The sequence below is a fragment of the Planifilum fimeticola genome (genome assembly GCF_003001905.1).
Classification (GTDB): Bacteria; Bacillota; Bacilli; order Thermoactinomycetales; family DSM-44946; genus Planifilum; species Planifilum fimeticola.
On record NZ_PVNE01000004.1, the window covers coordinates 46,859 to 62,210 of the forward strand.

Annotated in this window: 15 protein-coding genes; 2 read left to right on the plus strand and 13 right to left on the minus strand. The window is 57.7% G+C overall.

Features of this window, described 5'->3' with window-relative positions; all coding sequences use genetic code 11:
- Positions 1-11: 11 nt before the first annotated feature.
- The 5 genes from CLV97_RS03735 to CLV97_RS03755 all read right to left on the minus strand — a co-directional run bounded on the left by CLV97_RS03735 (position 12) and on the right by CLV97_RS03755 (position 5,583).
- On the minus strand, positions 12-1,310 hold the full coding sequence (locus CLV97_RS03735; RefSeq protein WP_106344194.1) for an ammonium transporter: 1,299 nt from the start codon (positions 1,308-1,310) through the stop codon (positions 12-14).
- 180 nt (positions 1,311-1,490) lie between these two features.
- Complete coding sequence (locus CLV97_RS03740; RefSeq protein WP_245891353.1) at positions 1,491-2,216, minus strand: DnaD domain-containing protein; 726 nt, start codon at positions 2,214-2,216, stop codon at positions 1,491-1,493.
- A gap of 101 nt (positions 2,217-2,317) precedes the next feature.
- The gene (gene asnS, locus CLV97_RS03745; RefSeq protein ID WP_106344196.1) at positions 2,318-3,607 is read right to left on the minus strand and encodes an asparagine--tRNA ligase; all 1,290 of its coding nucleotides are present in this window, start codon (positions 3,605-3,607) and stop codon (positions 2,318-2,320) included.
- A gap of 185 nt (positions 3,608-3,792) precedes the next feature.
- Positions 3,793-5,133 (minus strand): type I glutamate--ammonia ligase, encoded by a 1,341-nt coding sequence (glnA, locus tag CLV97_RS03750; protein ID WP_106344197.1) that lies wholly within the window; start codon positions 5,131-5,133, stop codon positions 3,793-3,795.
- A gap of 42 nt (positions 5,134-5,175) precedes the next feature.
- Positions 5,176-5,583 carry a MerR family transcriptional regulator gene (locus CLV97_RS03755; protein WP_106344301.1) on the minus strand — a complete coding sequence of 136 codons (408 nt, stop codon included), beginning with the start codon at positions 5,581-5,583 and terminating at the stop codon, positions 5,176-5,178.
- A 359-nt stretch (positions 5,584-5,942) separates the two neighbouring features.
- Between CLV97_RS03755 and CLV97_RS03760 the strand changes: the two genes are divergently transcribed.
- Both CLV97_RS03760 and CLV97_RS03765 read left to right on the plus strand, forming a co-directional pair.
- Positions 5,943-6,095 (plus strand): hypothetical protein, encoded by a 153-nt coding sequence (locus CLV97_RS03760; protein ID WP_245891354.1) that lies wholly within the window; start codon positions 5,943-5,945, stop codon positions 6,093-6,095.
- A 70-nt stretch (positions 6,096-6,165) separates the two neighbouring features.
- Positions 6,166-7,164 (plus strand): inorganic phosphate transporter, encoded by a 999-nt coding sequence (locus tag CLV97_RS03765; protein ID WP_425440543.1) that lies wholly within the window; start codon positions 6,166-6,168, stop codon positions 7,162-7,164.
- Positions 7,165-7,216: 52 nt separating this feature from the next.
- On the opposite strand, the gene CLV97_RS03770 is transcribed toward CLV97_RS03765, so the two are convergent.
- The 8 genes from CLV97_RS03770 to mutL form a co-directional block, all read right to left on the minus strand.
- The gene (locus tag CLV97_RS03770; protein WP_106344199.1) at positions 7,217-7,696 is read right to left on the minus strand and encodes a DUF456 domain-containing protein; all 480 of its coding nucleotides are present in this window, start codon (positions 7,694-7,696) and stop codon (positions 7,217-7,219) included.
- A 3-nt stretch (positions 7,697-7,699) separates the two neighbouring features.
- A complete protein-coding gene (locus CLV97_RS03775; RefSeq protein WP_106344200.1) occupies positions 7,700-8,989 on the minus strand; it encodes a methionine gamma-lyase family protein in 1,290 nt (429 codons plus the stop codon).
- Positions 8,990-9,013: 24 nt separating this feature from the next.
- On the minus strand, positions 9,014-10,276 hold the full coding sequence (gene hflX, locus CLV97_RS03780) for a GTPase HflX (protein ID WP_106344201.1): 1,263 nt from the start codon (positions 10,274-10,276) through the stop codon (positions 9,014-9,016).
- Positions 10,277-10,314: 38 nt separating this feature from the next.
- Positions 10,315-11,304 (minus strand): stage V sporulation protein K, encoded by a 990-nt coding sequence (spoVK, locus tag CLV97_RS03785; RefSeq protein WP_106344202.1) that lies wholly within the window; start codon positions 11,302-11,304, stop codon positions 10,315-10,317.
- 190 nt (positions 11,305-11,494) lie between these two features.
- Entirely contained in the window at positions 11,495-11,743 is a 249-nt protein-coding gene (gene hfq / locus CLV97_RS03790) for an RNA chaperone Hfq (RefSeq protein ID WP_106344203.1), read from the minus strand.
- Positions 11,744-11,781: 38 nt separating this feature from the next.
- A complete protein-coding gene (gene miaA, locus CLV97_RS03795) occupies positions 11,782-12,711 on the minus strand; it encodes a tRNA (adenosine(37)-N6)-dimethylallyltransferase MiaA (RefSeq protein ID WP_106344204.1) in 930 nt (309 codons plus the stop codon).
- Positions 12,708-13,493: a class I SAM-dependent methyltransferase gene (locus CLV97_RS03800; protein WP_106344205.1), complete on the minus strand. Its 786-nt coding sequence runs from the start codon at positions 13,491-13,493 to the stop codon at positions 12,708-12,710. Before CLV97_RS03800 ends, miaA begins: the two co-directional genes overlap by 4 nt.
- Before the next feature lies 1 nt (position 13,494).
- Positions 13,495-15,351, minus strand: coding sequence for a DNA mismatch repair endonuclease MutL (mutL, locus tag CLV97_RS03805; protein ID WP_106344206.1), 1,857 nt, complete (start codon positions 15,349-15,351; stop codon positions 13,495-13,497).
- Position 15,352: the final 1 nt, after the last annotated feature.

Genomic DNA, 15,352 nt, shown 5'->3' on the forward strand with positions numbered 1-15,352 from the left:
CACCGCTTTTCTCATATCGCTTCTTCCGAGGACGCACTCCGGGCCATGGACGCCGCACCGCCGGGCGGCATCAGCTGTTCCGGGTACCCGTATACGCCGTGTTCGCTCAAATCAAGCCCCATCATTTCCTCTTCCTTTGAAACGCGCAACCCGATCAACCGGTCAATCACCCACAACACGAGAAAAGTTGCGATCGCCACGTACAGAGCCGTCACCGTCACCCCCAACGCCTGAATTCCCAACTGCCTGAATCCGCCTCCGTAGAGAAGACCCGGGCCACCCACCCCCACGATCTCGATCAGGCGCGGCGAAGCGAAAAGCCCCGTCGACAACGTTCCCCAGATTCCGGCAACCCCGTGAACGGAAAAGGCGTAGATGGGATCATCCACTCCCCTCCGCTCCAGGTAGAAAACGGAATACACCGCCAACATCCCCGCAACCGCTCCGATGATCACCGCAGCCCAGGGCTCGACGAAGGCGCAGGATGCCGTGATGGCCACCAGTGCGGCCAACACTCCGTTCAGCATCATCGATATATCCGCCTTGCCCGTGATGATCCGGACGGTAAACAGGGCCGCGATGGCTCCGGTGGCGGCAGCCAGGTTGGTCGTCAGCGCCACGTAACCGAAGAATCCGTCCTGCACTGACAAGGTGCTTCCCGGATTGAATCCGAACCATCCGATCCAGATGATCAACACACCCAACACCGTATACACCTGGTTATGCCCCGGCAGGTTGTTGGCTGTTCCGTCCCGATTGAATTTTCCGATCCGGGGACCGAGCATGAGCGTCGCCACCAGAGCGGCAATTCCTCCCTGCAGGTGAACTACCGTGGAACCGGCAAAATCCTGCTTGCCGAGCGTCGACAGCCAGCCCCCTCCCCAAATCCAATGGGTGGCAATCGGATAAATCACCGCGACAAACAGCGTTCCAAATAGGAAATAGGCGCTCAGTTTTGCCCGCTCGGCAAAACCGCCCCAGGCGATCGCCAGGGAAACCGCGGCAAAGGCCAACTGGAACAAAAACAGGATTTCCGTAGGGATCCCTCCCTCTTCGGCGGGGAAACGGAGAAACCATCCGCTGGTCCCGAACAGCGGAGTGCCCTCCCCGAAGGCGACGGCATATCCCACCGCCCAAAACGCGATGCCGGCCAGAGCAAAGCTGAATACCTGCTTGCCGGCGATGTGCCCGGCATTTTTCATGCGAGTGGACCCCGCCTCCAGCAGCGCAAATCCCGCCTGCATGAAAATCACCAGAATCGCGCTCAAGGTGACCCAGACCATGTCGACCGACAATGCGACAGCATTCATCTCCGACACCTCCATGTTAGCTAATATTACATATCTTCTGATGTACTGTATATTATCACACCTCCCCGCCACAGGCAAGGGGTTTATGTTAATTTTTATAACATGTAAAGTTTTGTTTTCTGACACAACCGCGCAATAAAAAAGACGGGGCTTTCAGCCGCCGTCCGGAGAAGAGCCGAACTACTCTTGATTCACCCAATTGTAAAAGGTAAAGGAGGAAGAACCGGACTTCCGCTCCTCCCCTTGATAAAGCATCCCCCTCTGCCGGAACCTCCGGGAATACTCCGCCGCTTCCTCGGCGTTCGTAACGCGATTCCGGTGCCATTCCAACAGGATCCGATCAATGTATCGAAAACTGGCTTTCCCCGAGAAAACCGCCTCCCTCAGGGCGGCCAGAATCAGTTCCTCGGAGTAGCCGTCCTGATCCACCCATTGGGTCAGCATCTCACACTCCATCGGCGACAGCGGGCGCCCGAACTCCTCTTCAAAGCGGCGAAACAGCTGTTGGTACACTTCCTCCTTCTCGTCCTCCGAAGAGGAGGCCACCCGGCGGTCCAGAAAGGAAGCGGCCAACTGCTGCAAAAGCGGAGAGAGATTGTACCGTTCGGAGCGAAGTCCCGCCCAGTCGGTTTCCTCCTCGATTTTGAGAAAGCCGCCGCGCACGAGGGATTGCAGCCAGGAAACAATCTGGTCCGCAGGAACGCTCATCCGCTCCTCCAGTTCGCTCACCGTCGGAAAAGACTTCCCTTCCTTTTCCTGAAACACCATGAGGTGCAGAAGAAGCATCACTTGTCCCTCGTTGAGACCCAATCGCTTATATTCGGAGAACAAAACCGCGGGCAGTGCGATGGATCCCTCCTGCAACAGGTGCACCAATGCAGCGTGTGGAGACCCTTTTCGTTCCATGTCCATCCACCTCATCCCTACTATACCAGTGGGAAGAACGAAAGAACAGTCTTGAAAAAACAAAAAGCATCGGTCCCATCTCCGATGCTTTTTGTTTTTTCTCACGGATAGAGACGGTTCAGCATGCGCGGGAAGGGAATCGTCTCCCGGACATGATCCAGCCCGCAAATCCAGGCAACCGTCCGCTCCAGTCCCAACCCGAAACCGGAATGGGGCACCGTTCCGTATCTGCGGAGATCCAGATACCACTCATACGCGTCCCGGGGAAGCCGGTGCTCGACGAACCTCTGCCGGAGTAGCTCGGGATCATCGATCCGCTGGCTTCCTCCGATGATCTCGCCGTACCCCTCCGGCGCAATCAGGTCCGCACACAACACTACCTCCGGCCGATCCGGATCCGGCTTCATGTAGAAAGCCTTCACCTTCGCCGGATAATGGGTGATGAACACCGGCTTGTCGAAGCTTTCGGCGATCTTCGTCTCATGGGGAGCCCCGAAATCCTCCCCCCATTCAAAGGACATGCCTTCCCGGTTCAACAGCTCCACCGCCTCATCGTAGGTAATCCGGGGGAACGGCGGCTTCACCCTTTCCAGGGGAGCTGTGTCCCGGTCGATGGCTTGGAGCTCGCTTTGACACGCCTTGAGCACGTGCTGCACCACATGACTGACCAGTTCCTCCTGGATGCGCAGACTTTCCTCGTGCTCGGTGAAGGCCATCTCTGGCTCGATCATCCAAAACTCGATCAGATGGCGGCGCGTCTTGGATTTTTCCGCCCGGAAAGTGGGCCCGAAGGAATAAACACGCCCCAGCGCCATCGCCGCCGCTTCCATGTACAATTGCCCGCTTTGGGTCAGATAGGCGTCCTCATCAAAATACTTGGTGGAAAACAACGTGGTCGTCCCCTCGCAGGCGGAAGGGGTCAATATCGGCGGGTCGACAAGGGTGAATCCCTGCCCGTCCAGCCAATCCTGAACGGCCCGGATGATTTCGGCGCGAATCTTCAGGATGGCTCGCTGACGGGGCGAGCGGATCCACAAATGGCGATGATCCATCAGAAAATCCACACCGTGCTTCTTCAGAGCGATGGGGTACTCGTCGGCGATCTGGATGATTTCAATATCCTCGACATCCAGTTCGTACCCGCTGGGAGCGCGTTCATCCCGGCGGACCGTCCCCTGGACATAGAGGGAACTTTCTTGGGTCAACTGGTTGGCGTGTTCCCACACCTCCGGAGCCACTTGGCTCTTCACCAGAACTCCCTGTATGAAACCGGTTCCGTCGCGGAGCTGCAGAAACTGGATCTTCCCGCTGGAACGTTTGTTGTACAACCATACTCCCAATTTCACCGATTCTCCGACATGTTCAGCGATATTGCCAATACGGATCAACACTTTGATTCCCCCATCCAGTTACTGACTCGTTCATTATAAACCCACCGGAAAAGGAGAGTCAATGCGCGCCGGATCCTCGATCGCAGACAAAAAAAGGCCGGTGAAAACACCGGCCGCCAAGCTGTCGACAAAGCAAAAGTATTGGGAGGGCGCGATTTTCCGCCTCGACTCCATCAAGCGGCACATCAATACAGCGACATGTACTGCTCCCGCTCCCAGGGATGCACTTGCATGCGGAACATATCCCACTCGATCTCCTTCGCTTCGACGAAGTGGGTTAAAGCGTGTTCACCGAGGGCTTCGCAGATGACCGGATTGCTTTTCAACTCCTCCAGGGCTTCCTTCAGCGTGGCGGGCAAACTCTCGATGCCCGCATCGTGCCGCTCCGATTCGTCCATGATGTATATGTTTCGATCCACTTGTTTCGGAAGGGGCAGTTCGTTTTTGATGCCGTCCAGCCCCGCCTTCAGCATCACCGCCAGAGCCAGATACGGATTGGCCGCGGGATCGGGGTTGCGAACCTCGATCCGGGTGCTCAGCCCCCGGGAGGCCGGAATCCGGACCAGCGGGCTGCGGTTTTTCGGCGACCAGGCCACGTAGCAGGGCGCTTCATAACCGGGCACCAACCGCTTGTAGGAATTGACCAGGGGATTGGTGATCGCCGCGAAGGAACGGGCATGCTTCAGGATGCCGGCCAGGAAATGGCGGGCGGTTTGGGACAGGCCGAGTTCATCCTTTTCATCGTAAAAGGCGTTTTCATTTCCCCGGAACAGCGACATGTGGCAGTGCATCCCCGATCCGTTCACGCCGTAGAGGGGCTTCGGCATAAAAGTGGCGTGCAACCCGTAGCGGCGGGCGATATTCTTCACCACCAATTTGAAGATCTGGATGTTGTCCGCCGTCCGCACCGCATTGGCGTACTTAAAATCGATTTCGTGCTGCCCCGGAGCCACTTCGTGGTGGGAAGCCTCCACCTCAAAACCCAGCTGGTCCAGGGTGACCACGATGTCTCGCCGGCAATTTTCCCCCAGGTCCAGGGGAGCCAGGTCAAAATAGCCGCCCTTGTCGTTCAGATCCATGGTGGGCTCCCCTTTTTCATCGGACTTGAACAGGAAAAATTCCGGTTCCGTCCCCACGTTGAAGGCGGAAAAGCCCATCTCCTCCGCTTCCTTCAACACCTTTTTCAAGATGCTTCGCGGATCGCCGAGAAAGGGACTGCCATCCGGCAAGTATACGTCGCAGATCAAACCGGCCACTTTTCCCTCCGTCCCCGATGTCCAGGGGTAAATCACCCAGGAATCAAGGTCGGGATACAAATACATGTCCGACTCCTCGATGCGGACAAAACCCTCAATCGACGATCCGTCGAACATCAACTTGTTGTCCAGCGCCTTTTCCAGTTGGCTGCGCGGAATTTCCACGTTCTTGATGGTCCCCAACAAATCGGTGAACTGCAGCCGGATATACCGGACATTCTCCTCTTCCACCATCTTCATGATGTCTTCCCGGGTGTACCTTCCAGTCATATATCAAGCTCCCCTTCCCCATAAAATAAATGTATCGCCGCATCAATGGAAGAAACGGGACAATTCCCCCTGAATCAAATGCTGCTGCCCGGGTCGGCCCGGCAGTTCATTCAGCTGCCGCTTCAACAATCGGTGCAAATCTTCCTCCGTCAAATCCCGTCGGGCCTCCGCTTCGAGCGACGGCTGAACCGGTTGGAGGTGCGTGATCTTCGGGCGATTCAGCACTTCCTTGACACCGGCGATGTTCACCCCTTTTTCCATCAACGACTTGATTTCCAAAAGCCGATCCACGTCGTTGAAGGAAAACAAGCGTTGGTTGCCCTTGGTGCGCGCCGGTTTGATCAATCCCTGCTCTTCGTAGTATCGTATCTGTCGAGGGGTCAATTCGGTCAGTTTGGTCACGATCCCCATCGGAAACAGGGGCATGTTACGCCGGATCGAATCGCGCACCGCCATCCCTCCTTCCCTTGTTTGAAACCATTATATGCAATGTCAAGTTTGTTCGTCAATACATGTCAATAAAATTTACATTAATTGATGGCGACGGGCGATCTCCCGTCAACAAAAATCAGGAAAACACCGTTTCACTGATTTCTGTTGCAGATCGTCCCGATTTGTGTTAAGTCAATATGGGGGAATGATTGAGATTCCCTGTATGCATGCAAACGACGATCCTGATTATCGGAAGGGGAGCTCTCCTTTGCTGCACTTGAAAAAGAAGGGCACGGAATTGTTGGATCTGCTGATCCAAGCAGATCCGAGAACACACCATCGAAATCAATCATCTGGAAAACGAGGGAAACCGCTTGATGCGGGAAGGGATTCGAGCGATTTTCACCAATCCCAGCGATCCTTATCATGACTTCAAATTGAAGGAGATCTACGAACGGTTGGAGAGAGTGACCGATTGCTGTGAAGACGTGGCCGATATCCTGGACAGCGTGTTGCTGCGTTATTCCTGATTGAAAAGGATACACAAACTTTCAAGGTAGGGGGTTAGCGCAGCGTGTCTCATTGCGCGCGCGACAATTGATGGAAACCATCCTCATCATCGCTGCCGTCGTATTTTTGGCCTTGACCTTTGACTTCATCAACGGATTTCACGATACCGCCAATGCCATCGCCACCTCCGTCTCCACGAGGGCACTCAGTCCGCGCAACGCGATCCTGCTTGCCGCCAGCCTCAACTTCGTCGGCGCCCTGACCTTTACGGGCGTCGCCAAATCCATCGGCGGCAACGTCGCTGACCCCTCGAAATTGGATCACGGGCTGTTGATTGTGACCGCGGCTCTCATCGCCGCGATCGCCTGGAATCTCATCACCTGGTGGTACGGCATCCCTTCCTCCTCCTCCCACGCTTTGATCGGTTCCTTGGCGGGAGCCGTCGTGAGCTCGGCGGGTTTTGAGGGAATCAACGCGTCCGGTTTTTCGGGGATTATCATGGGACTGATCTTTTCTCCGATCATCGCCTTTGTCGTCGGGTTTATCGTAATGAAAATCGTCTACCTGATCTTTGCCAATTACAGTCCCCGCAAAATCAACAAAGGATTCCGGGCCATGCAGGTGATGACAGCGGCGTTCCAGAGTTTCTCCCACGGCACCAACGATGCCCAAAAAGCGATGGGCGTGATCACCTTTGCACTGGTTGCCGGAGGTTTTCAATCGGATCTGGAGGTTCCGCTGTGGGTCAAGGTTTCCGCGGCCGCAGCGATGGGGCTCGGCACCTCCGTCGGCGGCTGGAAGATCATCAAAACGATGGGCTCAAAAATTTTCAAGATCGAGCCCGCAAACGGAGTCTCCGCCGACCTCACCTCCGCCTCCGTCATCCTCAGTGCCACCGTGACCGGTTTTCCGGTCAGCACGACCCATGTGGTCACTTCGGGAATTTTGGGAGTCGGAGCCTCCAAGCGGTTCAGGGAAGTGAAATGGGAAGTGGCCGGAAAAATTGTGTTGACGTGGTTTATCACGATTCCCATATCCGCCCTGCTCGCTTGGATCACCTTCAAGGCAATCGAAATACTCTTTCTGTAAATATAAAACCCTGCCCGAGGGCAGGGTTTTTCGAATGCTTGTCAGGCGAAGGTTACACGACCAGAATCCCGAACCAAATCAGCATACCGATCATCAAAAGTCCCTTGAAGAAAAGGCCGCCGAGAAACCCGACCAAGGTTCCCCACCCTACTCGGAGGGCCTCCTGCCAGGACTTCCGCTGGATCAGCTCCACGAGGACCACGGCCACCAGCGGCCCGACAAGAATGCCCAAAGGGCCGAGAATGAAGGGAAAGAGAATCGCTCCGACCACGGCGGCCAGCACGGAGATCCGGGACCCTCCGTAGGATCTCGCCACCACTCCTCCGGCCACGTAATCGACGAGGACCGTCACCGCCGTGACGATGACCGCCGCCACCCAGAAGGGCCAGTTCAAGGCATCGGAATCGATCAGAAAATGATACAGCAGAAAACCGACAAACAAAAGAGGCGCATCCGGCAAAACAGGGATCAAAAGCCCCAAAAAGCCCGCCACGAACAGGATCAATACCAAAATCCACCAAAGAACTTCCATTCCTCACGTCTCCTTTGCCGTGTTTAGGGCTGGCATCTTCCCTGTGGACAACAAGCGATCCAAGGAGTGCAAAACGGCGATCTTCACATGGGAGTATGTGAGACCTCCCTGCATGTAAGCGATATACGGCGGCCTCAGGGGACCGTCCGCCGACAGCTCGATGCTGGCGCCTTGGACAAAGGTGCCGGCGGCCATGATCACCGGATCTTCGTAGCCGGGCATCGGCGCGGGCTCCGGCGCCAAGTGGGCATCAACGGGAGACGCCTCCTGGATTCCCCTGCAAAAGGCGATGAGCAGATCGGGATCGCCGAAGCGCACCTGCTGGATGATGTCGGTGCGCGGATCGTCCCAGGTCGGTGATGTGGAAAATCCCGCCTCCTCCAGCATCGCCGCGGCAAAGACCGCCCCCTTCAAGGCCTGGCCGACGACATGGGGAGCCAAAAAAAGCCCCTGAAAATAATCCCGGAGATGGCCGTAGGTGGCCCCTCCCTCCATGCCGATGCCGGGTGCCACGAGCCGTGAAGCTGCACGCTCCACCCATTTTCTTTTTCCCGCGATGTATCCTCCCGTTTTCGCCAGGCCGCCTCCGGGATTCTTAATGAGGGAGCCCGCCATCAGATCCGCCCCTTTGGCCGTCGGCTCCTCGTCCTCTACAAATTCTCCGTAGCAGTTGTCCACGAAAATAACCGCATCGGGAACGTGCCTTCGCAGCCAACGGATCATCTCCTCGATGGATTCAAGCGAAAAGGAAGGCCGGTCGGCATATCCCCGGGATCGCTGGATGCCGATGCACCGCGTATTGGGACTGATCGCCGCTTGAACCGCGTCGAAATCCACCCTTCCCTCCGGGGTAAGGGGGACTTCCCGGTAAGTGATCCCGTAATCGCAAAGGGATCCGGACCCGTCCGCCGCCGACCCGATCACCTGATGCAGGGTGTCGTAGGGAGACCCGGTGATGTACAACAACTCGTCCCCGGGACGCAGAACCCCGTACAGGCAGGCGGCGATGGCATGGGTTCCGGAAACGATGTGCGGTCGGACCAACGCCGACTCCGCATCGAAAACCCTGGCCGCCACCCGTTCAAGGACGGCTCGTCCGAGATCGTCGTATCCGTATCCCGTGGAGGGAGCCAGGTGATGTTCCCCCACCCCTTCTTCCCGGAACGCTTTCAACACCTTCCATTGGTTTCGCTCCACCTGCCGATCGATTTCCGCAAGCCGGGAAGCGATGCGCTCTTCCACCCGTTCGACCCATTTCTTCAGTTTTTGCCCGTGTCTCAGATCCTCGTACACCTGTAACCCCTTTTCCACATTGGCTTAATCGCTGCTGACCCGGATGTGATCCTTCACTTCCTTGGAAAGCCGGCGGAAGCGGCGGAGCGGAAGCCGGAAATCGATTCTGACAGTCACTCCGGACACCTCCGACCGAACCACTTCCGCATTTCGATACAGTGCGGCGATCCACTCCCCGCGAGACACCGGAAACTCGGCCGAACCATGCACCTGTTCCCGGTGAAGCGCTTGATCGATCGCCTGCTTCAGCCGCTCGAGATCCTCATCGGAGAAGGCCGAAATCCGGAGAGTTCCCTCCTCCTCAGGCATCTTTTCCGCCACCTGATCCGCCTTGTTGAAAACCGTCAGCGTCGGGATGTCCGCCGCGCCCAGTTCCTGAAGCACCTGCTCCACGGCCTGAATCTGTTCGGCCGCTTCCGGATGGCTGGCATCCACCACGTGAAGCAGCAAATCCGCCTCCTTCACCTGCTCCAGGGTGGAGCGGAAAGCCGCGATCAGATGGTGCGGCAAGCGGCGGATAAATCCGACGGTGTCGGTCAAAAGCACCTGCTCGCCGGACGGGAGGCGCAAAAAGCGCGATGTGGGATCCAGCGTGGCAAACAGGCGGTCTTCCGAGAGCACATCGGAACCGGTGAGCCGGTTGAGAAGCGTCGATTTCCCCGCGTTGGTGTAACCGACCAGTGCCACCTGGACAATCTCCATTTTTCGCCGACGATCCCGATGCAATTTCCGGTGTCTCCGCACCTGTTCCAGTTCACGCTTCAGATCGCGGATGCGGCGGTGGATATGGCGTCGGTCGAGCTCCAACTTGGTTTCTCCGGGACCCCGGGTCCCTATCCCTCCCCCCAGGCGGGACAAATCGCGACCACGCCCCACCAGTCGGGGAAGAAGATACTCAAGCTGAGCCAATTCCACCTGATACCGCCCTTCCCGCGTTTTGGCGCGCTGGGCGAAAATGTCCAAAATCAACTGGGTCCGATCGATCACCTTGCAAGGCATGATCCTCTCCAGGTGAAACAATTGGGCCGGGGAAAGCTCCTGATCGAAGATGATCAAATCCGTTCCCGTCTCCTTCGCCTTCCGGGCGATCTCTTCCGCTTTCCCCCGTCCGATCAACCAGGAGGGATCCATTTTATCGCGAAACTGCACTTCCGTCGATACCACTTCAGCCCGGGCGGTATCCGCCAATCGGGCCAATTCGGCCAAAGAGGAACGCAAATCCCATGCGGTCCGTTTCGGTCCGCATCCGACCAGTATCGCTCGCTCACGTTCGCCGATCGGGTCGATCGAAGTTCATCCTCCTTGTGAATCCATAAATCTTGTCGCTATTCACTATTTATTATACCACGAATGGGGTACCCGTTACCTGACGTTTCCTCGAACCGCAGATCTTCCGCGCGGATCGTCATCAAATCCTCCCGGGACGGATACCGCTCATTCAAGAGGCGCACGGCGTGTTGTCGAATTCCCCGCTCAATCACATTGCGAATGTATCGGGCGTTGCCGAAGGGTTGAACCGACCGGTTCATTTCCTTCAACAGCTGCCGCTTGAGCTTTTCCCTGGCCGACCGGGAAAAGCAGTACTGCCGTTGCTTGAGCATCCTGTCGGCGATTTCCATCAGCTCCTCGATGGTGAAATCGGGAAAGGTGAGGTGGATGGGAAACCGCGAGGGAAGTCCGGGATTGGCGCGCATGAAGCGCTCCATTTCCAGGGAATATCCCGCCAATATCAGGACGAATTCCTCCCGGTGATCCTCCATCGACTTCACCAGGGTGTCGATCGCCTCTTTGCCGAAATCCTTTTCCCCTCCCCTGGCCAGAGAGTACGCTTCGTCTATAAAAAGGATCCCCCCCAGGGCCCGCTTCACGTGCTCCCGCGTCTTCTGCGCCGTATGCCCGATATATTCGCCCACCAGATCCGCCCGCTCCACTTCCACGAGATGTCCCTTGGAGAGAATCCCCATCTCCTTCAGCAGTCTGCCCATGATGCGGGCCACCGTCGTCTTGCCCGTCCCCGGATTGCCGGCGAACACCATGTGCAAAACCTGTTGCTCGGAGGATAGACCGGCGGCGGCGCGGCGGCGCCCCACCTCCAGCCAGGCGTAAATCTCCCGCACAAATTCCTTCACCTTTCTAAGACCCACCAACTGGTCCAATTCCTCAAAACAGCGGCACAACGCCGGGTGTGTTTCCGGATCGACCGGCGGGGGCAGAGAGGAACGCTGTTGTGAATAAGAGGCGTTTCTTCCCTGGGAACCGTTTTCCAACACCACGTGGATCCGGTTCAACTCCCTTGTGATGACCGTTTTTCCCATGTTTGTCACCTCTTGTTCCGATTCGGCTCACCCCATATATACGCGGGAGCCCAGCGTTTGGTGAGAAACATGAGGAAAACCGCGGAAAAATTGCGGAATATAAAGGGCCCACCCCCGCCTTTTTCCGGCGGGGGTGGGCAGCCTCCGGCCAATGATCGGTGCCGGCCGCGTTCCGTTCCAAGCGGGAGAATCATTCCTCTTTTTGGTTGTTTTCCTCCTGCGGCATCAGGGATACCGGCCGTGCAGGGGTGAATGTGGAAATCGCGTGCTTGTAAACCATTTGCTGCTTGCCGTCGCTGTCGATGATGATTGTGTAATTATCGAAGCCCCGAACGACGCCCCGCAACTGAAAGCCGTTAATCAGATAAATGGTGACGGGGACCGACTCCTTGCGGATTTGGTTCAGAAAAGTGTCCTGGATATTAATTGTTTGTTTCAATGGCCGTACCTCCTATGTACATTCACATTTAGTTTAATCTATTCTTTGTAGGCGGGGAACTTTCCTGCTGCTAGTTCCCAAATTTCTTCCGCACTTTCCGGCTTATTCACATCGAACCAATGAATTTCCGGAATCCGGCGAAACCAGGAAAGCTGCCGCTTGGCGTATTTACGGGTTCCCCTCTTGATCGCCTCCACCGCCTCTTCGAGGCTGATCTCTCCGTCCAAATACATCATGATCTCCTTGTATCCCAGCGCTTGCATCGACGTCAAATCCCGGTGGTACCCCTTGTTCCGCAGGGCCTCCACCTCTTCCACCAACCCCTCCGCCATCATCTGATCCACCCGCCGGTTGATTCGCTCATACAGCCGCTCCCGCGACATGGTGAGTCCAATCCACAACATATCGTAGCGGGGCGATGATTTTCGCTGCAGTTTGGAAAAGGGAACTCCCGTCCCCTCGTACACCTCCAGGGCGCGGATGATTCGCCGGCGATCGTTGGGATGAAGGCGCGCGGCGGTGTCGGGATCCACCGCCTTCAGCTTCTCCCACAACTTTTCGTTCCCCTCTTCATCGGCGTATCGGTGAAGTTCCTTCCGCAGCTCGGGATTGCCTTCAACGCCGGGAAGGAGATATCCGTGGGTCACCGACTGAATGTAGAGACCGGTTCCTCCCACGAGAATCGGCAGGCGCCCCCTGCTCTGGATATCTTCGATCGCCTCCCGCGCCAATCGCTGATACTCCTCGACGGAAAAGGGGTGATCCGGATCCACGATATCGATCAGGTGGTGGGGGATCTTTTCCCGTTCCTCCGCCGTCACCTTGGCCGTTCCGATATCCATGTGACGGTATACCTGCATCGAGTCCCCGGAGACGATCTCCCCCCGAAATGCGCCAGCCAGCGAGAGGCTGAGCGACGTTTTCCCGACGGCGGTGGGCCCGACAATCACCAGAAGCGGCCCCCTCATCCATTCTCACCCTCCACCCTGATCACACCGAAAGCGTATTTGGAGGCTTCCTTGGCGACGCGGAATCCCAAGCGGGCGAACTCGCCGCTTCCCCGCCGTTCCTTCAGGAGCACGGCACGACGGGCAACCCGCACCGCTTCCTTTACCGATTCCGGATCGAGGGGTTCCGGATTGGCCAAGGGCCGCAGGGCCTGCATCGCCGAAGATTCCCGGACGGTCTCGCCGAACATCGGATCAAACATCACGATATCGAAGGATTTGTCGGGCAAACGCGGGAGATAATCCCGATAATCGGCGCAAACCACCTCCACCGAACGCATCGCCTCCGTCAGATCCGCCCGATCCGTTGAATAGGTGCGCAGTCCGTGCTCCACCAACGCGGCAATCACCGGCTGGCTCTCCAGGGCGACCACTCTCCCCTCCGGACCGGCCGCAAAGGAGGCGACGATGGCATCCGCCCCCATACCGAGGGTGCAGTCCAGGACCTCATCCCCCCGCCGCATCCCGCTGCTTTCCACAAGCGGGTCGGATCCGCCGCTTCTCAGCCGCTTTACCCGGACGGCGGACATGCTGGGGTGGAAGAAAAACCGGCGTCCCTCCCGATCTTCCCATCGGATCTCCCCCTGGCTCACCACCACCGCCTGCGTGAATCCGGTTTCAGCGAACAACTGTTTCAGCGTCTTGCGTTCCCGCGGAACGCAGGGAACAGAGAGTCTCTCGGCCAACTTTTTTGCAATCCGTTCCCTCTCGGGCTGCGGATGATAGGACGTCGTGACGAACACCTCACATCACCCGCTTAAACAGCTTTTCCAATTCCCGCGTGGAAAAGTGGATCATCACCGGCCGCCCGTGGGGACAGGTGAAAGGATTGTCGCAGTTGGCCAGATCGGTCAGCAATCGAGACATCTCCTCCCCGCTCAGGTGCCGGTTCGCCTTGATCGCCGCTTTGCAGGCAATCAGTTTGGCCCCGGCATCCCGGACCCGTTCCGGTCGAACCGTCCCTTCTCTTTTCAACCAGTCGATCAGCTCCCGCAGGGTCTCCTCCTCCTGACCCGGCGGAACCCAGCGAGGATGCGAGCGGATCAGAAACGTGCTTCCGCCGAAGGGCTCCAACTCCCACCCCATTTCGCGAAAGAGGGAGAGCCGAGCCGACACCCTTTCCGCATCCCCCGGCGAGCACTCCAGCGGAATCGGCATGAGCAGAGGTTGCCCCTTTGTCTCCTCCTTGCGCATCTCCGCCGAAACCCTCTCATAATAGATCCGCTCGTGGGCCGCATGCTGATCGATCAAATAAAAACCATCTTCCGCCTGGGCCACGATATAAGTTCCGTGCACCTGAGCCAGGGGCTGGAGATCGGGAAACCGCTCCTCCTTATCCGCAGCCTCCGCAGCCGGAGAAGCGGACTCTTCAGCGAAATCCCTGACTGTCTGAGGACGGACAGGCTCCTCCTGCCGAGCCGGGGCCTTTTCCGGGAAAAGGGGAGCGCGCGGTTCCTCCCGCACCCGGTTTACGACCGATACCTTCGGTTTGACCTCCCCTTCCTCCGCCTGGACCGGTCTCGACTCGCGACGGCCGACATTCCAGTCAAACTGCTGCTGAACCGGGCGCCGCTTTTTCACGACTTCCCGGGCTTCCACCCGGGGGGCCAGCGAACGGTTGCGGAAAACCTTCTTGATTTCCGCCTCGATAAAGGCGGTCAACTCCTTTTCCTTGCTGAGACGAACCTCCATTTTGGCGGGATGGACGTTGACATCCACCAGCTTGGGGTCCAACTCGATCGACAGCACCGCCACCGGGTATCTGGAGACCGGGAGAAGCGTGTCGTAACCACGGAGCACCGCGTGGATCAGCGGGAGGCTGCGTATGTGGCGACCGTTGATGATCGTCGAAAGATAGGAGCGGCTCGAGCGGGTCAATTCCGGACGGCCGATCAGTCCGGTGAGGCGAAAATCGGCGTTTTCCGCCTTCAGCGATATCATTTTTCCGGCCGCTTTCCCGCCGTACAGCGCATGGACCACATGTAGCAACTTCCCGTCTCCGAGGGTTCGGATCAACTCCCGGCCGTCGTGGCGGAGGGTGAAGCGGATCTCCGGATGGGCCAAAGCGAGCCGCCCCACGATGTCCGCCACGTGGCTAACTTCAGTGTTGACGGTTTTCAGGTGCTTCAAACGGGCCGGCGTATTGAAAAACAGATCGCGCACCACCACTTCCGTCCCGGGAGGATGGGCCGCCTCGCCGACCGAACGCATCTCCCCCCCTTCCAGCTCGACCCGGGTGGCCGCTTCCGCTCCCCTTTCCGCCGTGGTCAGAGTCATCCTGGATACGGAGGCGATGCTGGGCAGGGCTTCCCCGCGGAATCCCAACGTGCGGATGGCAAACAAATCCCTCTCCCGGAGGATTTTGCTCGTCGCATGGCGGCTGAAAGCCAGCTGCGCGTCTTCGCGGTCCATTCCGCACCCGTTGTCCACCACGCGAATGGATCGGATTCCTCCTTCCTCGATCTCCACGAGGATCCGATCCGCTCCTGCGTCGATGGCGTTTTCGACCAGCTCCTTCACGACGGAAGCCGGTCGCTCCACCACTTCTCCCGCCGCGATCTGGTTGGCCAACCGGTCGTCCAAGATGCGGATCCTGCTCATC

Excerpts from the sequence above, each read along its gene's own strand:
- CLV97_RS03735 (WP_106344194.1), bottom strand. The coding sequence starts at position 1,310 with ATGAATGCTGTCGCATTGTCGGTCGACATGGTCTGGGTCACCTTGAGC.
- CLV97_RS03740 (WP_245891353.1), bottom strand. The coding sequence starts at position 2,216 with ATGGAACGAAAAGGGTCTCCACACGCTGCATTGGTGCACCTGTTGCAG.
- glnA (WP_106344197.1), bottom strand. The coding sequence starts at position 5,133 with ATGACTGGAAGGTACACCCGGGAAGACATCATGAAGATGGTGGAAGAG.
- CLV97_RS03760 (WP_245891354.1), top strand. The coding sequence starts at position 5,943 with ATGCGGGAAGGGATTCGAGCGATTTTCACCAATCCCAGCGATCCTTAT.
- CLV97_RS03765 (WP_425440543.1), top strand. The coding sequence starts at position 6,166 with ATGGAAACCATCCTCATCATCGCTGCCGTCGTATTTTTGGCCTTGACC.
- CLV97_RS03770 (WP_106344199.1), bottom strand. The coding sequence starts at position 7,696 with ATGGAAGTTCTTTGGTGGATTTTGGTATTGATCCTGTTCGTGGCGGGC.
- spoVK (WP_106344202.1), bottom strand. The coding sequence starts at position 11,304 with ATGGGAAAAACGGTCATCACAAGGGAGTTGAACCGGATCCACGTGGTG.
- miaA (WP_106344204.1), bottom strand. The coding sequence starts at position 12,711 with ATGAGGGGGCCGCTTCTGGTGATTGTCGGGCCCACCGCCGTCGGGAAA.
- mutL (WP_106344206.1), bottom strand. The coding sequence starts at position 15,351 with ATGAGCAGGATCCGCATCTTGGACGACCGGTTGGCCAACCAGATCGCG.